General features: G+C 56.7%; 20 protein-coding genes. 5 read left to right on the top strand and 15 right to left on the bottom strand.

Annotation, left to right across the window (positions count from 1 at the left end):
* Positions 1-476 precede the first annotated feature (476 nt).
* From paaK to paaA, 11 genes are read right to left on the bottom strand one after another with little or no spacing between them, the layout of a single operon-like run.
* Positions 477-1784 (bottom strand): phenylacetate--CoA ligase PaaK, encoded by a 1308-nt coding sequence (gene paaK / locus ABIE29_RS13010; protein ID WP_429619194.1) that lies wholly within the window; start codon positions 1782-1784, stop codon positions 477-479.
* A gap of 19 nt (positions 1785-1803) precedes the next feature.
* Positions 1804-3009: a 3-oxoadipyl-CoA thiolase gene (gene pcaF / locus ABIE29_RS13005; protein ID WP_429619193.1), complete on the bottom strand. Its 1206-nt coding sequence runs from the start codon at positions 3007-3009 to the stop codon at positions 1804-1806.
* Positions 3006-3446: a hydroxyphenylacetyl-CoA thioesterase PaaI gene (gene paaI / locus ABIE29_RS13000; protein ID WP_429619192.1), complete on the bottom strand. Its 441-nt coding sequence runs from the start codon at positions 3444-3446 to the stop codon at positions 3006-3008. The genes pcaF and paaI overlap by 4 nt, the downstream gene beginning before the upstream one ends.
* Positions 3446-4987, bottom strand: coding sequence for a 3-hydroxyacyl-CoA dehydrogenase (locus ABIE29_RS12995; RefSeq protein WP_429619191.1), 1542 nt, complete (start codon positions 4985-4987; stop codon positions 3446-3448). The genes paaI and ABIE29_RS12995 overlap by 1 nt, the downstream gene beginning before the upstream one ends.
* Before the next feature lies 1 nt (position 4988).
* A complete protein-coding gene (paaG, locus tag ABIE29_RS12990) occupies positions 4989-5780 on the bottom strand; it encodes a 2-(1,2-epoxy-1,2-dihydrophenyl)acetyl-CoA isomerase PaaG (RefSeq protein ID WP_429619190.1) in 792 nt (263 codons plus the stop codon).
* A gap of 3 nt (positions 5781-5783) precedes the next feature.
* A complete protein-coding gene (paaF, locus tag ABIE29_RS12985) occupies positions 5784-6557 on the bottom strand; it encodes a 2,3-dehydroadipyl-CoA hydratase PaaF (protein ID WP_429619189.1) in 774 nt (257 codons plus the stop codon).
* A 9-nt stretch (positions 6558-6566) separates the two neighbouring features.
* Positions 6567-7625, bottom strand: a complete 1059-nt coding sequence (gene paaE / locus ABIE29_RS12980; protein ID WP_429619188.1) for a 1,2-phenylacetyl-CoA epoxidase subunit PaaE — start codon at positions 7623-7625, stop codon at positions 6567-6569.
* A gap of 14 nt (positions 7626-7639) precedes the next feature.
* Positions 7640-8137 carry a 1,2-phenylacetyl-CoA epoxidase subunit PaaD gene (paaD, locus tag ABIE29_RS12975; RefSeq protein WP_429619306.1) on the bottom strand — a complete coding sequence of 166 codons (498 nt, stop codon included), beginning with the start codon at positions 8135-8137 and terminating at the stop codon, positions 7640-7642.
* A gap of 8 nt (positions 8138-8145) precedes the next feature.
* Positions 8146-8907: a 1,2-phenylacetyl-CoA epoxidase subunit PaaC gene (paaC, locus tag ABIE29_RS12970; protein ID WP_429619187.1), complete on the bottom strand. Its 762-nt coding sequence runs from the start codon at positions 8905-8907 to the stop codon at positions 8146-8148.
* 9 nt (positions 8908-8916) lie between these two features.
* Positions 8917-9204 (bottom strand): 1,2-phenylacetyl-CoA epoxidase subunit PaaB, encoded by a 288-nt coding sequence (paaB, locus tag ABIE29_RS12965; RefSeq protein ID WP_429619186.1) that lies wholly within the window; start codon positions 9202-9204, stop codon positions 8917-8919.
* A gap of 14 nt (positions 9205-9218) precedes the next feature.
* The gene (paaA, locus tag ABIE29_RS12960; RefSeq protein ID WP_429619185.1) at positions 9219-10157 is read right to left on the bottom strand and encodes a 1,2-phenylacetyl-CoA epoxidase subunit PaaA; all 939 of its coding nucleotides are present in this window, start codon (positions 10155-10157) and stop codon (positions 9219-9221) included.
* 317 nt (positions 10158-10474) lie between these two features.
* On the opposite strand from paaA, the gene paaZ reads away from it, so the two are divergent.
* Together paaZ and ABIE29_RS12950 are read left to right on the top strand one after the other, a co-directional pair.
* Positions 10475-12547: a phenylacetic acid degradation bifunctional protein PaaZ gene (gene paaZ / locus ABIE29_RS12955; RefSeq protein ID WP_429619184.1), complete on the top strand. Its 2073-nt coding sequence runs from the start codon at positions 10475-10477 to the stop codon at positions 12545-12547.
* A gap of 61 nt (positions 12548-12608) precedes the next feature.
* Complete coding sequence (locus ABIE29_RS12950; protein ID WP_429619183.1) at positions 12609-13718, top strand: AAA family ATPase; 1110 nt, start codon at positions 12609-12611, stop codon at positions 13716-13718.
* Here ABIE29_RS12950 and ABIE29_RS12945 read toward each other — a convergent pair whose 3' ends face one another.
* Both ABIE29_RS12945 and ABIE29_RS12940 read right to left on the bottom strand, forming a co-directional pair.
* Positions 13719-15275, bottom strand: a complete 1557-nt coding sequence (locus ABIE29_RS12945) for a sensor domain-containing diguanylate cyclase (protein WP_429619182.1) — start codon at positions 15273-15275, stop codon at positions 13719-13721.
* A gap of 304 nt (positions 15276-15579) precedes the next feature.
* The gene (locus tag ABIE29_RS12940) at positions 15580-15996 is read right to left on the bottom strand and encodes a VOC family protein (protein WP_429619181.1); all 417 of its coding nucleotides are present in this window, start codon (positions 15994-15996) and stop codon (positions 15580-15582) included.
* 553 nt (positions 15997-16549) lie between these two features.
* Between ABIE29_RS12940 and ABIE29_RS12935 the strand changes: the two genes are divergently transcribed.
* Positions 16550-16798, top strand: coding sequence for a GlsB/YeaQ/YmgE family stress response membrane protein (locus ABIE29_RS12935; protein ID WP_021805741.1), 249 nt, complete (start codon positions 16550-16552; stop codon positions 16796-16798).
* An 84-nt stretch (positions 16799-16882) separates the two neighbouring features.
* Positions 16883-17272, top strand: coding sequence for a YidB family protein (locus ABIE29_RS12930; RefSeq protein ID WP_429619180.1), 390 nt, complete (start codon positions 16883-16885; stop codon positions 17270-17272).
* 71 nt (positions 17273-17343) lie between these two features.
* On the opposite strand, the gene ABIE29_RS12925 is transcribed toward ABIE29_RS12930, so the two are convergent.
* On the bottom strand, positions 17344-18351 hold the full coding sequence (locus tag ABIE29_RS12925; protein ID WP_429619179.1) for an NAD(P)H-quinone oxidoreductase: 1008 nt from the start codon (positions 18349-18351) through the stop codon (positions 17344-17346).
* Between the two features lie 128 nt (positions 18352-18479).
* A complete protein-coding gene (locus ABIE29_RS12920; protein WP_429619178.1) occupies positions 18480-18689 on the bottom strand; it encodes a hypothetical protein in 210 nt (69 codons plus the stop codon).
* Positions 18690-18893: 204 nt separating this feature from the next.
* Between ABIE29_RS12920 and ABIE29_RS12915 the strand changes: the two genes are divergently transcribed.
* The gene (locus ABIE29_RS12915) at positions 18894-19757 is read left to right on the top strand and encodes an ion transporter (RefSeq protein WP_429619177.1); all 864 of its coding nucleotides are present in this window, start codon (positions 18894-18896) and stop codon (positions 19755-19757) included.
* Positions 19758-19962 lie beyond the last annotated feature (205 nt).

Here is a 19962-nt window from a genome sequence, read left to right as displayed (position 1 = left end):
ACCCTCTCCCACAGGGAGAGGGAGCTGATAGCCCCTGCTCGTTTGGAAGTAAAGCGATAATCTAAGCAAACTCGATCGGTCCCCCTACAGGGAGAGCGAGCTGATAGACCCTGCTCGTTTGGAGGTAAAGTGATAATCTCAGCAAATTCAATCGGTCCCCCCACATAGGGAGAGGGAGCTGATAGCCGCAGCTCGTTTGGAAGTAAAGCGATAATCTAAGCAAACTCGATCTGTCCCCCTCCAGGGAGAAGGAGTTGATAGCTCCAGCTCGTTTGGAAGTAAAGTGATAATCTAAGCAAACTCGATCGGTCCCCCTACAGGGAGAGCGAGCTGATTGCCCCCTGCTCGTTTGGAAGTAAAGAGGTAACCTCAGCAAACGTGATCGCCTCCCAATCTAAGGTGAATCACTCTAATCTCACGCACACTCGATCGGTTCCCTCTCCCTGTGGGAGAGGGTTAGGGTGAGGGGGCAAAACTTAACGTGGCCGCAGATCGATCACTCGCTGGGCCTTGCCTTCCGAACGTGGGATATCACCACAGTTGGCAATGCTGACGTCGGTGCTGACCCCGACAATCGATTTGATATGGTGACGCAACTGGTGGCAGATATCGCAACGCTGCTGATGGCTGAGCGTCAGGGCCGACTCTTTCAGTTCCACCCGCACGGCCAAGGTATCCAGATGCCCGGCACGGCTCACTTGCAACTGATAATGCGGCGACAGATGTTCGAACTGCATAATCTGTTCTTCAACCTGTGAAGGGAATACGTTCACGCCGCGAATGATCAGCATATCGTCGGAACGGCCGGTGATTTTGCCCATCCGGCGCATGTTGCGAGCATCTCCTGGCATCAGGTGGGTGAGGTCGCGGGTGCGATAGCGGATCACTGGCAGCGCCTCTTTGGTCAGCGTGGTGAAAACCAGTTCGCCATGCTCGCCATCAGCCTGTATCGCCCCCGTCTCCGGGTTGATGATCTCCGGCAGGAAGTGGTCTTCCCAGATGGTCGGGCCGCCGCCGCTTTCGGCACACTCCATCGCTACGCCCGGCCCCATGACTTCGGAAAGACCGTAGATATCCAGCGCCTTGATCCCCATGCGTGACTCGATCTCATGGCGCAGGGATTCTGACCATGGCTCCGCACCGAACACGCCCAAACGCAGGGAACAGTTGCGCGCATCGCCCCCCATTTTGTGTTCCAGCTCGTCGATCAGCGTCAGGCAGTAGGATGGCGTCACCATGATCACGTCGGGCTTGAAATCCATGATCAGTTGCACCTGTTTCTCCGTCTGGCCGCCGGACATCGGGATCACCGTCGCACCCAGGCGTTCTGCGCCATAGTGCGCACCCAACCCGCCGGTAAACAGGCCGTAACCGTAGGCGACGTGGATTTTGTCTTTGGCCGTGGCCCCGGCAGAGCGCAGGCAGCGGGCGACAATATCGGCCCAGTTGTCGATATCCCGCTGGGTGTAACCCACCACCGTTGGGCGACCGGTGGTGCCAGAGGAAGCATGAATGCGTACCACCTGTTCCATCGGCACGGCGAAGGTGTCGAACGGGTAGTTGTCACGCAGATCCTGCTTGGTGGTATAAGGGAATAGCGACAGATCGCTCAGTTGCTTCAGATCGCTCGGGTGAACGCCGGCCTGATCGAACTTGCGTTGATACATCGGTACGTTGTTGTAGGCATGGTGCAGGGTCCATTGCAGGCGTTCCAGTTGTAATGCTTCGATTTCGTCGCGTGAAGCAAATTCAATCGCGTCGATGGGCCGTGGATTTGTAGTCATCTTTTTAGCCTCGCAGGTGTTAGACACGCTCAATAATCATGGCAATGCCCTGACCGACGCCAATGCACATGGTGCACAGTGCGTAGCGGCCAGCGCGACGTTCCAGCTCAAACAGGGCGGCCAGCGCCAGGCGCGCACCGCTCATGCCCAATGGATGGCCAAGCGCGATGGCACCCCCGTTGGGATTGACCTGTTCGGCATCATCCGGCAGACCAAGCTGGCGCAACACCGCCAACGCCTGTGCGGCGAATGCTTCGTTAAGTTCAATGACGTCCATCTGTGCCAGGCTTAACCCGGCGATTTCCAGGACTTTGCGGGTCGCGGGTAGCGGGCCGATCCCCATCAATCGCGGCTCTACGCCGCAGGTGGCGGTGGCGACAATGCGCGCCCGTGGCGTCAGACCTTGCTGCATGGCCATGGCTTCGGAAGCGACAATCAGCGCCGCCGCACCGTCGTTGACGCCAGAAGCATTGCCAGCAGTGATACAGCCCGGCTGACGGAACGGCGTTTTCAGTTTTTGCAGCTGCTCCAGCGTGGTTTCTGCGCGCGGGTGTTCGTCTTCGTTGAACTGGGTAATGACTCCTTTCTTGCCGTTGAGGCTCACCGGGATAATTTCCTGCGCCAGGATCCCCCGCTGTTGTGCCAGGGCGGTGCGCTGCTGGCTGCGCAGGGCAAAGGCATCCTGATCGGCACGGCTGATGCCAAACTGCGCCGCGACGTTTTCGGCGGTTTCCGGCATTGAGTCGGTACCGAAGGCCGCATGCATCAGCGGGTTAACAAACCGCCAACCGATGGTGGTATCAAACATCTGTGCCTGACGGCTGAAGGCGCTGTCTGCCTTGCCCATTACCAGCGGGGCACGGGTCATGGATTCGGCCCCTCCGGCCAGAACCAGGCTGGCTTCTCCGGCCTTGATGCTGCGGGCCGCCATCGCCAACGCATCCAACCCCGAACCGCATAGCCGGTTGATGGTGGTGCCGGAAACGTTTTGTGGCAGTCCGGCCAGCAGCGCCGCCATACGGGCCAGATTGCGGTTGTCTTCCCCTGCCTGATTGGCGCAGCCGAGGATCACGTCATCCACCCGCGACCAGTCCACGTGGGGGTGGCGCTCCAGCAGAGCACGCAGCGGCAGGGCGGCTAAATCGTCGGCCCGCACGTTTGCCAGCGCGCCGGCGTAACGGCCAATCGGCGTGCGGACGCCATCGCAAATAAAGGCCTGATTCATGGCTGCTCTCCTAAAATGCGGTGGCCCAACCGATGGGCGCGGCCACGGAACCAGGCGACGGTTTTCCCTAGTTGGTTAACGATCTCAACGTCGTACAATCCGGTGGTTTTACCCTGATGGCGCACTTCAGCGCAGGCGGTTAGACGGTCGCCTGCCAGCGCTGGGCGGATAAAATCGATGGTGCAACCAGAAGCGACCGCCGCCAACCCTTGGCTGTTGCAGGCATAAGCAAAGGCGGTATCCGCGAGGCTGAACAGTTGGCCACCGTGACAGGTCTGGTGGCCATTGAGCATCTGCGGGCCGACGGTCATGCTGACTTTGGCCATGCCGGTATCCACGGCATCGATGCACATATCCATCGCCTGTGCGCAGGTATCCTGGCTAAACATCTGTTCGGCGCAGCGCTGGGCCAGCGCGCGGGGAGTGTTGGCATTCATCAGCATTGGGCTCCTGAATAATTGGCGGCATAACGGCGTAGCAGTGGCATTGGGCGATAGCGAGGTTCCGCGTAATAACGTTGCAGGTTTTCCAGCGTAGTGAGGATCTGTTGCCAGCCGAGCTTGCTGCCCCAGGCCAGCGGACCTTGCGGGTAGTTGACGCCAAACCGCATGGCATCGTCGGTATCGGCGGCATTGGCCACGCCTTTGTTCACTACGTCGAGGGCTTCATTAGCCAGCATGGCGACGGTGCGCATCACCAGCAGACCCGGGTAATCCGGCAGGTGGATCACCTGTTTACCCAGCGATTGCAGCAGGCGAATGACCTTGGCGGTGTGCGGCACCGCGTTTTGCTCAGCACTGCTGATGGCGATAACGGCAGCGTGCTGATAGTTGACGGACAGGTCGAACAGAACCACGGGCGATCCGATTTCTTCGGCGACTTGGCTTGCCGTTTTACCATTTGTTAACATAAATGTAACTTCATCGATCCGGGCAAATGGACTGGTCTGGCCAGGATGTTTGATCGTTGCCGCATTTCCCGTCAGCAACTGAGCAAACTCGCCGATGGCCGACCAGTCGCCGTGCAACGTGACAGACTGAGGCAAATCAGCCGTTCCCGCCGAAGCGAAAGTTGCTGATGGTACGACCTGCTCACTGCCATAACGGTAGAAACCCCGGCCACTCTTACGGCCCAAATGCCCGGCAGCTACCAGCTCTTGCTGCACCAGCGAAGGAGTAAAGCGGCTGTCCTGATAAAAGGCGTGATAGACCGACTCGGTGACGGCATAGTTGACGTCCTGGCCGATCAGATCGGTCAGTTGCAGCGGCCCCATGGCGAAGCCACCGGCATCACGCAGTACGGCGTCCAGGGTGGCCGGATCGGCAATCTGTTCTTCCAGAGCGCGCAGGGTTTCAGCGTAGAAAGGCCGGGCTACCCGGTTGACGATAAAACCTGGCGTGGAGCGGCATACGACGCTGTGCTTACCCCAACGTTGAGCCAAGGTTTGCAGGCTGCTCAGCGTTTCCGGGCTGGTTTCCAAACCACCAACGATCTCCACCAGTTTCATTAGCGGAGCCGGGTTGAAGAAGTGTAGACCGGCCATACGTTGCGGGTGCTGTAGCGCGCTGGCGATGGCGGTAATAGAAAGTGACGAGGTATTACTGGCAAACAGCGTCTCTGGCGAGCATATCGCCTCCAGATCGCGAAACAGGCTCTGTTTGATCGCCAGCTTTTCCGCCACCGCTTCGATCACCAGGCTGCAGTCGGCCAGATCGCTCAACGAGCTAGTCAACTGAATATGACCCAGCAGGGTTTCGGAGCTGTGGGCATCGGCTTTACCCGCCTCGACCCGCTTGCGCAGGCGTTGCCCGAGCTGTTCCAGCGCGCGGGTGGCGGCGGGCAGGGCGATATCGAACAGCTTGACCCGGTGTCCTGCCGCAGCGGCCACCTGGGCAATGCCGATCCCCATGGTTCCGGCACCAATTACGGCCACCGTTGCGGAGGTGGCCATGGCATTTACCGCCATCTTCTCTCTCATACTATTTCCCGCTGAAGTTCGGTGGGCGTTTGGCGAAGAAGGCGCTGACGCCCTCGCGATAGTCGTCACTACGGCCACCCAAGCGTTGCAAATCGCGCTCTAAATCGAGCTGCTGGTCGAGCGTATTGCTGGCCGAACTGTACATGGCCTTTTTAATCAGCCCCAGGCCGTAGGTAGGTTGGGTAGCAAGCTGTTTGGCCATGTTTTGGGTGTGATCGGCCAGCTCGGCGGCGGCCACGACCTGCCAGATCATTCCCCACTCCAGTGCCTGCCGAGCGCTGATTTTGTCCCCTAGCAGCGCCATACCCATGGCTCGCGCATGTCCGGCCAGGCGTGGCAGATACCAACTGCCGCCGGAATCCGGCACCAGGCCCAGTTTGCAGAAGGATTGGATAAAGCTGGCGTTGTCGGCGGCCACCACGATGTCGCAGGCCATTGCCAGCGCGGCACCCGCTCCGGCAGCAACGCCATTGACCGCGCAGACAATCGGTTTGGGTAGGGCACTCAGGCGGCGGATCAGCGGGTTGTAAAAACGTTCTACCGACAGCCCAAGATCCGGGGGGGCCTGATCCACACTGACGTTACGATCGTTCAAATCTTGCCCGGCGCAGAAGCCGCGCCCGGCACCGGTGATCAGCACGCAACGCACGCTGTCATCGCGTTCGGCTACGGTCAGCGCCTCGCTGAGCTGGTGGTGCATTTCATCGTTAAAGCTGTTGAGCCGATCGGGGCGGTTCAGGGTAATGGTCAACACCCCGGCTGCGATGTGGCTAAGAATTAATGCGTTTTCCATAAATCAGCGCCCTTGATAGTTCGGTGTGCGTTTTTCGAAGAAGGCGGCAATGCCTTCGCGGCGATCTTCGGTGGCGGCCAGGGTGACAAACTGCTGGCGTTCCATCTGCAAGCCCTGGCTGAGACCGGTTTCCTGCGCCTGTTTTAGCGCCTGCTTGGCCGCGCGCAGGGCTAGAGGTGCCTGTTGGCTGATGCGTTGCGCCAACTGTTGAGTACGCTCCAGCGTTAATGCGTCGACACAGACTTCGCTCACCAGCCCGGCTTGCAGTGCGCTGCGGGCGTCGATGGCCTCACCTGTCAGCACCATTTGATAGGCGCGGGACTTGCCCACGCTGCGGATCAGGCGTTGGGTCCCACCGGCTCCAGGTATCAGGCCCAACGTGATTTCCGGCAGGCCGAAGCGGGCGCTTTCACCGCAAATTGTTATGTCACAGGCCAGAGCCAGCTCACAGCCAGCACCGAGCGCGTAACCGTTCACCGCCGCCAGCAAGGGTTTGCTGAACTGAGCCAACCGCTGCCATAGCAAAGGGCGGTGATCTAGCTGAGTGGCGGCGACATCCTGTTGCTGTAGTTCGCGCAGATCGGCACCGGCGGCGAAGAACCGGGTGGCACCGGCAATCACCACCGCACCGACGTCGGTATCGCTATCGGCCTGTTCCAGTTGATAAACCAACTGTTCCAGGCTGGCTGTGCTCAACGCATTGCGGGCATCGGGGCGGTGCAGCGTCAGTGTGACCACGCGTTGCTGCCGTTCGCGCAGGATCCAAGGGGTTTCCATCGTCGGCTCCTAAACGTCAAAGTCCAGCACCACGCCTTCACCGCGTGGCCAGGACTGGCAGCTCAAGACATAGCCTGCCGCCAGTTGATCCGGCTCCAGGCTGTAGTTGATCGCCATATCCACCTCACCGGCCTTCAGCTTGCATTTGCAGGTGGCGCAGACGCCGCCTTTGCAGGCATAGGGCAAATCGGCCCCCTGACGTAATGCGGCATCCAGAATGCTGTCATCCTCGCTGCCGACGTCGATTTTGAGGCTGCGGCCATCGAGCCGGATCTCTATCTGGGTAGCGTTGCGGCTACCTGCATTGGCAGGCCGGGCGACGATGCCGCTGGTGTTGAAACGCTCGCTGTGAATACGTTCGGCAGGCATACCGGCCAGCTCCAGCACGGTGTGCGCGTCGTCCATCATCGCCTCCGGGCCGCAGATAAAGGCGTGATCGAAGTCGTTGAAGTCCACCAACGTGTTACCCAGTGCGGTCAGGTGATCACGGTCGATACGGCCACTGAGCAGCGGGCTGTCGAGATTTTCCTGGCTAAAGAGATACAGCGGCTGGAAGCGCTGTGGATAACGGTTTTTCAGATCCGAGAGGGCTTCTTTAAACATCACCGAGCGGCTGGTGCGGTTGCCGTAAATCAGCGTGAACTGGCTGTTGGGTTCCAATTGCAACGTCGCCTTGATGATCGACAGCATTGGCGTGATGCCGGAACCGGCGGCGATCGCCAGATAGTTGCCCTGGGTTTGTGCCTGCGGTTGGTAACCAAAACGACCCTGCGGCAGCATCACTTCCAACTCGTCGCCCACCTGCAGGCTTTGGTTGATAAACGAAGAGAAGCGCCCCTGATGGATCGCCTTGATGCCGATTTGCAATACGCCGTCCTGCGGTGCGCTACAGATGGAATAGCAGCGGCGCAACTCTTCACCGTTGACCTGCGCTTTGAGCGTCAGGTGCTGGCCGGGGGTATAGGCGTAATAGGATTTCAGTTCGTCCGGGACGCGCAGCGTGATGGCTACGGCATCCGGCGTTTCGCGCTCGATGGCAGCGACATTCAGGCGATGAAAGACCGTCATGGTTTTCAGTGCTCCTAAATACATTTGAAATAGTCGAACGGTTCCCGACATGCGCAGCAGCGGTAAAGCGCTTTGCAGGCGGTGGAACCGAACTCGCTGATCTTTTCCGTGTGCTCGCTGCCGCAACGGGGGCACTGCACCGGGCCATGGGCTAAGGGCTTCTCACAGGTTTGCCCCTGCGGTGGTGCCACGCCGTATTCACGCAGGCGCTGGCGAGCATCCGCATTCATCCAGTCGGTGGTCCAGGCCGGGCTGAGGCTGATGGTGATCTTCACCGGGCTGAAACCCGCCTCGTTCAGCGTCTGTTCAATGGCGTTGAGCAGGTACTCGGTCGCCGGGCAACCGGAATAGGTTGGGGTAAAGGTGATATGCCAGCCTGCACCGTCGTGCTCCACGTCACGTACCATGCCCAGATCGGTAATGGACAGTACCGGCAACTCGGGATCGCTGATCTGCTGTAAGCAGTGCCAGATCTGCGGGATCTCGGCCGGTTGCAGTCGGGTGATATTCATCATTGCCTCTACCAGCTACAGTTCGGGTAAGCGCGTGGCAGAAACTGCATCTCTGCCAGCATCGGACCGAGGTGCTCAGTGTGACGCCCTTGCTTGCCACCGTGGCGAAATGCTTGTTCGGTGGGCAGTGCGAGCGTGGCCTGTTGCAGCGTGTCGTTCACCATGGCTTGCCACGGTGCCTGCAGTTGGCGCGGATCGACGGCAATGCCCAGTTCGGCCAGTTGCAGTTCAATCTCGTCGGCGTGGAATAGCTCGGCGGTGAAGCGCCACAGGTCGTTTAATGATTGCTGGACCTTCTGGTGGCTGATTTCACTGCCGTCACCCAGGCGGATCATCCAGCCGTGGCTGAAGCGCAGGTGATAATCCGCTTCTTTCAGCGATTTGGCGGCAATGGCGGCCAGTTGGCCGTCTTTGCTGCGGCTCAATTCCCGGTGCAGTAGCACGTGGTAGGTATCGAGCAGGAACTGGCGTACCAGCGTGTCGTTAAAGCCGCCGTTGGGCTGTTCTGCCAACAGCAGGTTGTGGAATTCACGTTCATCGCGGCCAAAGGCCAGGCTGTCTTCGCTGTGTTGCGGGCCGGAAAGCTCGGCGGCATAGGCCAGGAAATTGCGTGCCTGACCCAGCAAATCGAGGCCAATATTGGCCAGTGCCAGGTCGATCTCCAACTCAGGAGCATGGCCACACCAGGCGCACAGGCGCTGTGCCAGAATGAGCGGTGTATCGCCCAAGCGCAGGGCATAGCTGATTGTTGCTGCGTTACTCATCGTCATGGCCTGCCTCTACATGTTCTTGATGCCGTCGGGGATGGTGTAGAACGTGGGATGACGGTAGATCTTGTCGTCGGAAGGATCGAAGAACGCCGCCCGATCCTCCGCCTGGGAGGCGATCAGGTGGCAGGATTGCACCACCCAGATCGAACAGCCCTCACTGCGGCGGGTGTAGGCATCGCGGGCGTTTTCCAGCGCCATCCGATCGTCTGCGGCATGCAGGCTGCCCACGTGGCGATGGGCCAAACCCTGCTTGCTGCGGATAAACACTTCATACAACGGCCATTCGGCGTGAGTCATTTTTCTCTCCTCGATTAAGCTGCGTTTGCCGCGCGTTTGCTGGCATGGGCCATGGCACCATCCCGTACCCAACTGCCGTCGTCCCAGGCTTTACGCTTGGCTTGCAGGCGTTCGTGGTTGCACTGCCCGCGCCCCTGGATCACTTCGTGCAGCTCTGCCCAGTCGATCTCGCCAAAGCGGTAATGCCCGCTGGCCTCATCCCACGCCAGTTCGGCATCGGGGGCGGTCATGCCCAGGGCTTCCAACTGCGGTACGGTGTTGTCGATAAACTTCTGCCGCAGCTCGTCATTGCTGTGGCGTTTGATCTTCCAGGCCATGCTTTGTGCACTGTGAGGTGAATCGCTATCGCTCGGGCCAAACATCATCAGCGCTGGCCACCAGAAACGGTTGATGGCGTCCTGTAACATGGCCTTTTGCGCTTCGCTGCCCTGGGCCATCACCATCACGGCTTCGTAGCCCTGCCGCTGGTGGAAGCTCTCTTCTTTACAGATTTTCACCATCGCTCTGGCATAGGGGCCGTAAGAGGCACGGCACAGGGCTACCTGATTGACGATGGCGGCACCGTCGACCAGCCAGCCGATCACGCCAATGTCGGCCCAGTTCAGCGTTGGATAGTTGAAGATGGAGGAATACTTCATCTGACCGGCGAGCATCTTTTGGTAGATATCCTGGCGAGTGCAGCCGAGGGTTTCCGCCGCGCTGTACAGATAAAGGCCGTGCCCGGCTTCATCCTGAACTTTCGCCAGTAATACCGCTTTGCGCCGCAGTGAAGGGGCGCGGGTCAACCAATTGGCCTCCGGCAACATGCCGACCACCTCGGAATGCGCGTGCTGGCCGATTTGCCGGATCAGATTGCGACGATAGGCATCCGGCATCCAGTCTTTGGCTTCGATGGAGATATCGGCGGCGATCTTGTCGTCAAAGTGTTGCTGAAATTGTGCGTCAGTTGTCATGCTTGCCTCTTGGTGATTCATGTTTGTCACATTAAAACCAAAAATGTGAATCACTTTAACTAACCATAAAGCTACAAGTTGATAACAACAAGATCAAATAAAAATACTGTGGTTTTGCGATGAGCATCACAATTGTTTTTGTTATTCTATTGATTTTATTGGTAATTAATTTTGCTGATTAGCGAGTAAGTTGGTGTTAACTCATTGTCTTGATGATTTTGTTTTGCTTTTGTTAAATTTTAATCTGGCGCAGAGTGGAAATTATGTGATACATCATTAGTCTTTATGGTGTCTATTTGTGAATTCTGGAGGGGCAAATGCAGCAGTTAACCAGTTACCTTTCTGGCGCTTGGGTGTACGGTCAGGGTCAGTCCCGCGAGATCCAGCATGCCGTTACCGGTGAGCCTTTGTATCAGGTCTGCTCCGACGGGTTGCCGTTGGCCGCCAGCCTGAGCTATGCCCGCAAGCTGGGTGGCACGGCGCTGGCAAAGATGACGTTTCAGCAGCGCGCCCAGATGATGAAAGCGGTGGCTAAACACCTGCTGGCCAATAAAGAAGCGCTGTATCAGATCTCCTATCAAACCGGTGCCACGCGTAATGACAGCTGGGTTGATATCGAAGGCGGTATCGCCACGCTGTTCTCCTATGCGGGATTGGCAGGGCGCGAACTGCCGGACGATACGCTGTGGCCGGAAGATGAGCTGATCCCTCTTTCCAAGCAGTCGCAGTTTGCCGCACGCCATGTGCTGACCTCTCGCCCCGGCGTCGCGCTGCATATCAACGCCTTCAACTTCCCCTGCTGGGGAATGCTGGAGAAGCTGGCACCCACCTGGCTGGCGGGGATGCCGGCCATCATCAAACCCGCCACCGCTTCGGCACAGCTAACCCAGGCGATGGTGAAACTGATTATTGACAGCAGGCTGGTGCCGGAAGGGGCGTTGCAGCTGATCTGCGGCGGCGTGGGTGATATGTTCGATCACCTCGATTATCAGGATGCGGTCACCTTTACCGGCTCGGCGCAAACCGGGCAGAAGCTGCGTTCACACCCGCGCCTGCTGGAAAAATCCATTGCCTTTACCATGGAAGCGGACTCGTTAAACTGCTGCGTGCTAGGGGAGGACGTGACGCCAGAGATGCCGGAGTTTGCGCTGTTTATCAAAGAGGTCAGCCGGGAAATGACCAGCAAGGCGGGGCAAAAGTGTACCGCTATCCGGCGGATTATCGTTCCAGCGGCCCGCATTGCCGAGGTACGGCAAGCGTTGTTACAGCGTCTGGCTGGCGTGAAAATCGGCGACCCACAGCTGGAGCAGGTGCGGATGGGGGCGTTGGTCAATCAGGAACAGCGCGACGACGTGCAGCAAAAGGTGGAATTTTTGCTGCGTAATGGCTGTGAGCCACTTTGTGGCGCAACGCTGGATAAGCTGGCGGTGGTGGGCGATAGCGCGCAATCAGGCGCCTTTTATCCGATCACCTTGCTGTACTGCGCCGATCCGTTCGGCCATCAGGCCGTGCATGGCACCGAGGCGTTTGGCCCGGTGGCAACGCTGATGCCGTATCAAACCAGCGAACAGGCGATTGAACTGGCGTTGTTGGGGCAGGGCAGTCTGGCCGGATCGTTGGTGACGGCCGATGTTGGGCTGGCGTCACAATTTATTCGTGCCACCGCCTGCGCCCATGGCCGCATGTTGGTGCTGGATCGCCACGCAGCGACGGAATCGACCGGCCACGGTTCACCATTGCCATTGTTGGTGCATGGTGGGCCAGGGCGAGCCGGCGGCGGGGAAGAGCTTGGTGGGCTGCGGGCGGTAAAACACTATATGCAGCGCACGGCGATCCAGGGCAGCCCGTCGATGTTGGCAGCCATCAGCCGTGAATGGGTACGGGGTGCCGACGTGGTGGAGGAACAGGTACACCCGTTCCGCAAATACTTTGAGCAGTTGCAGGTGGGCGAAAGCTTGCTGACCGCCCGCCGTACCATTACCGAAGCCGACCTCGTCAACTTTGCCTGCCTGAGCGGCGATCACTTCTATGCGCATATGGACAAGATCGGTGCGGCGGAGTCACTGTTTGGTGAGCGAGTGGCCCACGGTTACTTTGTGGTTTCTGCCGCCGCCGGGCTGTTTGTCGATCCGGGCGTTGGGCCGGTGATTGCCAACTACGGCATGGAAAACCTGCGTTTTATCGAGCCGGTGAAGATTGGTGACACCATTCAGGTGCGGTTGACCTGTAAAAAGAAAATCCGCAAGCCGCAAAAAACCGCCGAGGATCGCCCGCATGGCGTGGTGGTCTGGGATGTGCAGGTACTTAACCAGCATCAGCAGGCCGTGGCGCTGTACAGCATTCTGACACTGGTGGCGCGCCAGGAAGGGGATTTCAACACGGTGCACTAAGGCTGGATCGTCGGGGGCATCATGTTAAGATGCCCCCATTGTTTGCTGAAATTATCTACCAATGACTATTCAACAGCTTAGCCTGCATGGCTTCCGTTCTATCCGCAATGTGCAGCTCACCCTTGGCCGCGTGAATGTGATCAGTGGCCCCAACGGTTGTGGTAAATCCAATCTGTATAAAGCCGTGCGGCTGATCCACGAGGCGGCGGGTGGTCGGCTTTCTTCCGCCTTGGCAGAAGAAGGCGGCATCCAGAATGCGATGTGGGCGGGGGGAGCGCGCTTGGGTGATAAACGCGGCGATCCCAAACGGATGATCCTGTCGGCTACCCTGGAAGAGTTTGACTACGAAATTCAGCTCGGGTTTCCCCCTCCCGATGAGAGTTCCGAGCCAAGCCTGTTCACGCTGGATCCACTGGTCAAGCAGGAGTCGCTATGGCTGAGTGGCCATGGGCGGCGCAATTCGATGCGCCTGCTGGAACGCGTCAATCAAACCGCATTTCTCACCAATATTCAGGGGGAGAGGGCGGCTTACGCCGGCGTAATGTATGCGGAAGAGTCGGTATTTGGTCAACTGTCCGATCCACATCTCTATCCCGAGTTATCACAGGCCAGGGAAATTCTGCGGCAATGGCGTTTTTACCATGAGTTTGCGGTTTGGCCGGGGTCAGCGCTGCGTGTCCCACAGGTTGGTATCCGTGCCCCGGTGCTGGCTCACGATGGTAGCAATCTGGCGGCGGCATTCAGGACCATCCTCGAGATTGGCAATGGTAATTTATTGTGCGGCATTCTGCTGCGGGCTTTCCCTGATTCAGAGTTTGAGGTGCAGGCGCCGCAGGGGCGTTTTGAACTGTTGATGCACCGAGAGGGGATCCTGCGGCCGCTTGAAGCGGCAGAACTCTCCGACGGTACGCTGCGCTTTCTGTGCCTGGCGGTGGCGATGCTCAGCCCAAGACCTCCGGCCTTTATGGCATTGAACGAGCCGGAAAACAGTCTGCACCCGGATTTGTTGCCCGCGTTGGCACAGTTGATTGCCGAAGCCAGCCGTTACAGCCAACTGTGGGTCACCAGCCATTCCCCGCTACTGGCGGGTTTGATTGCCGAACATTGTGCCGTCACGCATTACCAGCTCTCTCAACAGCAGGGTGAAACCGTAGTTGAGCAGCAAGCCTGACTAGAGACTGCAAACCCGGTTTTTACCGCCTTTTTTCGCCGTATACAGGGCGTTATCCGCCATGCTGACCAGGCTCAGCGGCGTGTCGTTATACGGATGTGGGACTTTAGCGTTGGCACCGATGCTGGCAGTGATAATTCCCAGCGGACTGCCCGTGTGGGCGATTTTCAGTTGGCGAATGTTCTCCAGAACCCGTTCGGCAAAGGCTATTGCGCCTTGCAGATCGGTATCCGGCAGAATAATCGCCAGTTCTTCGCCGCCGTAACGCGCCATCAGATCGCCAGAGCGGTTGACCATGCTTTGCAGCAGGCGGCCCAACTGCTGTAAACATTGATCCCCAGCCACGTGGCCGTAGATATCGTTAAACTGTTTAAAATAATCGATATCAAGCATCAACAAGGCTACGCTGCGATCGTTGCGTGCCGCCCGTGTCATTTCGTTTTTCAGCGCGATATCAAACTGGCGGCGGTTAGCCAGGCCGGTCAAGCTGTCCAGCAGGGCCAGTTCTTCCAGCGTATGATTCATCTGCGTCAACTGGTCGCGGGTACGTGTCAGCTCGACTTCGGTCTGTACGCTGTGGTTGATCTGCCGTATCAGCACCAACCCAAGGGCCAGCAGTATGGACAGCAGAACTCCTCCACCGAGTGCAAATAGTGATGCATCGCTGCGCCAGTCGGCCAGAACGTCTTTTTTCGACAGCCCGGCGGTGATCACCAGCGGATAACGCTCCACCTGCGAATAACCATAAACCCTTTCCACATTGTCGAACTGTGAAACCAAGGTGACGTTGCCAAAGGGGGAGTGCGGTAGAACTTCGCGGAACAAAATGTTGCGGGAGATATTTTTACCGATGGTATCCTCATTGTATGGACGGCGGTACAAAATGGTGCCGTCGGCCAGCACCAGGCTGAGGGAGGCGTCGTTGTTAAGGGCAAAGGTGTTGTAAAATTGGCGGAAATAATTGACATATAGCGTGGCAATCACCACGCCGGCAAAGCTGCCGTCCGCATGGTTCAGGCGGCGCGACACCGGGATAACCAAATCACCGCTCGATCTGCTGCGGATCACTTCACCGATGTAAATCGTATTATTGTTATGGCTGAGGTGATATTTAAAGTACGCCCGGTCAGCATTATTGGCACGGTTGAGCGCTTTACCGTTGGACGTCATGATCCAGTTGCCTTGGGCATCATAGACAAAACTGCCGTGCTGTTGCGGGAAGTGACTGGCCTGAGTCTGCATGACTTTTTGCAGACGTAAACGCTGGGGTTCGCCTAAGCCATCGGTTTCAATACGCTCGCTGAGATCGATCAGGTTATTGTCTACCTGCGCAAAGGTATCTTCGGCATGTTGCGCTAACGATCGGGCCAGATTCTCCGAGTCATTTCCAGCTATTTGCAGGTTGCGTTGATGAGCGTTCCAGATTTGCCAGGCATTGAACATGATCAGGGTGAGCACGACGATAATCACAAACACGCCCGCCTGATAGAGTAGCGGCGAGTTTTTGTTTTTCCCGGGTAATGGATGTTTTTGGGGCGGGAGCTGGGGGGCTAGCATAGCATTCCTGTCATGGAATCAGTTGGGTACGGGGATTGTGAACAATCTTAACCCTTATATTTCCATCTTGCATGTTCCGTTATATTTCCAGGATATGTTCAGCATAAATTGGTACCAGGGAGGCGCATGGCAGCACTATCTGACGCTATGATGCAGGTTTTACTGACACTGGCGGTATATTACCCGTTTACGCTTTCTGGTATTGTTGCTGGTGTTGTTTGTCTTGTTCTCACTGGTAGCTTCTAGCTGGCATCGTTAGCGCTGGGCAGTGCCTATCCTCACAGCAAGGCACTGCACCGTGCGGCTATTCGACATTGACCATCCAGTTGACACCGAACTTATCGGTCAGCATGCCAAAGCCCTTGGCCCAGAAGGTCGGTTGGAAAGGCATGGTGATATTGCCACCTTGGGCTAGCCGGTTAAATACCTCGCCACCTTGCTCGACGTTTTCACTGTGGATCGACAGTGAATACCCACTATGTGTCGGCCCACCTGGGTCGGCCGGGCATCCATCCGATGCCATAATGACGTTATCCCCGATCACCAGCCTGGCATGCATAATCGACTCAGGATCGGCATTGGGCGGACCATTTTGCTGCTCCTCTGCCGGGATATCTTTATAACGCATCATGATTTCTATATTGCCGTTTAGCTGCTGAGCATAGAAATTCACCGCTTGCTCGCAGTTACCGGCAAAAAACAGATAAGGTTGAATCAACATAGTTCCTCCTCTTGGAGCTGATGCTCGGCAAGATGGCATGTGACAGATAATAACTCATTGAAACTGTATCAGTATGGACCTTGATGCCTCCGAGAGTGGGGCGAAAGATTGCATGATGGAGAATTGCTGCGGGGCCGAGGAGCATCAAAATAGAATAAAAGTCATAGCCAGGAATGGTTAATGATTGCTTGGCCGGCTACTTTCACATAAACAACAGCGCGGCGGAGCCATCCCACACGGCGGCCAAGGCATAGACTAAAACCAAAAACAGCATGAAAGAGGGGTTGCTCACGGTGCCATCCTCGATCAACGTTCAGTTGAGCATTATTCAGTATAGCTGATTATCATCACGCATTATGACAACCTGATGAAAGTTGCGCAATTTTTACGTGCAGTTTTTCAGACTATAAGAGTTAGGTAACTCGCTGATTTTTGACTATAGTACTAAGGTACAGAGACGTTAATTCTGTCAGGGGGTGGTCGCTGACGGAAAACGCCTCGATAACGGTATTGCCAGCAAGTTCGGGCAACGGGTCAATGAGGGAGAGTAAAAATGGGTATCATTTCCTGGATCGTTTTTGGGTTAATCGCCGGTATTTTGGCCAAGTGGATCATGCCGGGTAAAGACGGCGGCGGTTTTATCATGACCGTGATCCTGGGTGTGGTGGGGGCGGTTGTCGGCGGCTATATCAGTACCTTCTTCGGTATGGGCCGGGTTGATGGTTTTAACCTGGGCAGCTTTGTGGTTGCCGTTATCGGTGCTCTGGTGGTGCTTTTTGTCTACAGAAAGATCAGAAGCTAAGCCGGGTTCGATCTACTGGGGTCGCTGCGGCGGCCCTTTTCTTTTAAATGCGACAAGCGTACAGCGTTTGATAAGGGGATAGCGATGGGATTATTGGATGGGTTAGTCGGGGCATTGAGCGGTGGTAAGGGTATGGATTACAGCGCCATCTTGCAGTGGGTTGAGCAGCAAGGGGGTTTGCCAGCCATTCTGGATAAGTTCCGCCAGGGAAATTTGGCGGACGTGGTCGCCTCCTGGATCGGCACGGGTGAAAATCAGCCAATCAGCGGTGAACACGTTGAACAGGCGTTAAGCTCCGATGCCATTGCACAGTTGGCCGGTAAGTTGGGGATCGATCCGGCGCAGGCTTCTGCCCTGATTGCCCAGTATTTGCCGATGCTCACTGACAAACTGTCACCCAATGGCCAGGAGCCACAGGGCGGCGATCTGATGAGCGCCGGTATGGATTTGCTGAAAGGTAAACTGTTCGGCTGATATGAGGCTGTGTCCCTTAATTAATTGAGGGGCACAGCCTAGCCCTCCGGTTTCTGGCCGGAGGGTTGTTATTACAGCGTCAGCATAATTTTACCAATATGCGCACTCGACTCCATCAAGGCATGGGCCTGTGCGGCAAGCTCTAGCGGGAAAGTCTGGAAAATCTGCGGTTTTAACTCCCCGCGTTCCAGCAACGGCCACACTTTCAGCTCCAGTTCGGCAGCGATCCGGGCTTTATCTTCCACACTGCGCGCCCGCAGCGTTGAGCCGGTATGGGTCAGGCGCTTAAGCAGCAGCGGCATCAGGTTCAGTTCTTTCACTACGCCGTTTTGCGTGCCGATCTGTACGATACGCCCGTCCATTGCGGCGGCACGGTAGTTCTTCTCCACGTAATCCCCCGCGATCAGATCGACGATGACATCGGCCCCTTTTCCATTGGTGGCGGTTTTGGTCAGTTCGACAAAATCTTCGGTGCGGTAGTTGATGGCGACATCGGCGCCCAATGCCAGGCTGGCCTCACGCTTTTCTTCTGAGCCAACGGTAGTGATGACATAGGCACAGAATGCTTTGGCCAACAGGGTGGCGACCGTGCCAATCCCGGATGTGCCACCGTGGATCAGCACGGTTTCCCCAGCCTGGAGATGGCCACGTTGAAATACGTTGACCCAAACGGTGAAGAAGGTTTCTGGCATGGCAGCGGCTTCTATCATGCTGAAGCCTTGGGGGACCGGCAGCGCATTGCTTTCATGCACCTTGCAGTACTCGGCATAGCCCCCACCGGCGATCAGCGCACACACGGCGTCACCGGGGGCATAGCGTTGTACCCCAACGCCAACGGCCACCACCGTACCCGCAATTTCTAACCCGGGAATGTCCGAGGCACCCGGAGGTGGGGCATATTGCCCACGGCGTTGCATAACATCTGGGCGGTTGACGCCTGCGGCAGCGACTTTCACCAGTATTTCACCCTGGGCCAATACCGGCAACGGGCGCTCCGCACTTACCAGAACCTCTGGTTCGCCCGGCTGGCTGATTTCGATGACCTTCATGTTTTCAGGTAGTGGTGCGTTGGCTGACATGCTGTTCTCCTAGACCAATCTGCGTATTCGGGGTATCCCCGGCTGGATTATCTTATAGGGATAACAGAGTCGGCATGTGTGCGAAAGGGCGGTTTTGTCTATACAGGCAGAGATACCGCCACAGAGGGTCAGTCGTTTGGCGGAATACGAAAACCTTTCAGCGATACGATAAAGTGCTTTTTGCCTTTGGATATCTTGGCGCCCTGATCGCACCACAGGCTGGCGAGCTGGAAAAAATCGTCGCTGTCAATATCATAGGCCAGTTCAATCTTTTTAGCCGATCCGGAGCGGATCAGCGTTTCTGCCTGCTGGTGATTAATGGCTTTTATGGTGTTCATTAGCGAAATCCTTGGTGTTAACCCGGAACGGATCATCGCTAGCCATCATATGGCTGGTCTGTGACATTTTTGTGATGAAAATATGACGCTGAGCCATTCTGCGGCTTGGCGCGCGTTTTCTCATGACCCTGTCACGGGTTAAATTTGGTGGCGCGCAGGTTCGGATTTAGTATGGGCGTAAACCTTTTGACCAGACATCGGATTATGACCAATAAAGAACGGAAACAGTCCCTGCGCCAGCGGAGTTATCAGCTGTTGTTCAACCATCAAACCCGTACTGGGCGCAGGATGCAGCTATTCTGGGTGAGCACGGCGCTGCTCAGTGTGTTGCTGCTGTTTATCGAACCCGGCGGCAGCTCGCTGTATACCCCCAATGCTCAAGTGCTTTATCAGCTGTTTTTGGCGGAGGTCTTTTTCACCACTCTTTTTACTGTGGAGTATCTGTTGCGGCTGTGGTGCACGCCGAGTAAAGAGCGCTATGCCATCAGCTTTTTCGGCATTGTCGATCTGCTGACGATGTTGCCGATGTATATCATCTGGATATTCCCGCATATGGCGGTGGAGTATATCGCTCTGCTGCGTGTATTGCGGATCCTGCGCGTGTTGCGGGTGTTGAAACTGTTGCGCTACATGAGTGAGATGAGCATTGTCTGGCGCAGTATCAAGCTGGCGCGCCATAAGCTGACCCTGTTTTTTGGCTTTGTCGGCGTGATGCTGTGCGTATTTGGTGGCTTGATGTACGCGGTGGAGGGAGGCAGTGGTGGATTTACCAGCCTTGGTACATCGATGTACTGGGCGGTAGTCACGTTAACCACCGTGGGCTACGGCGATATTGTGCCCCACACGGCATTGGGGCGAATGCTGGCTTCGGTGCTGATCCTGGTAGGGTATTCGATTATTGCCGTGCCTACGGGGATCCTGACCGCCTACATGTCGCAGGAGATGCAGCGCTATCGGGAACAGCGCCATTGTGTGCAATGCGACCGTGGCGGACACGAAACCGAAGCCAAGTTTTGTAAATTTTGTGGCGCTGCGTTACCACCATTGTCAGTGAAATCCACAAGATAACGCCGATAATTTCGCCAGGGGGGAGCAAATTCTGTGCGTTCGCTCCCCCTTTCCAGCCTTACGAGTTAAAAAGAGTTGCTATTATACGTCCAACATGAGTTAATGATTCTCGGCCTGTGGTACAGACCTATTTATGCACGACATTTTGAGTAAAGTAGTTCAAATTTAAAGCGTTATCCTTGATAGCTCTTCACTGACGAATTTC

The organism is Serratia sp. 2723 (genome assembly GCF_050434425.1).
Lineage (GTDB): Bacteria > Pseudomonadota > Gammaproteobacteria > Enterobacterales > Enterobacteriaceae > Chania.
This window is presented reverse-complemented; position numbering and strand designations above follow the sequence as displayed.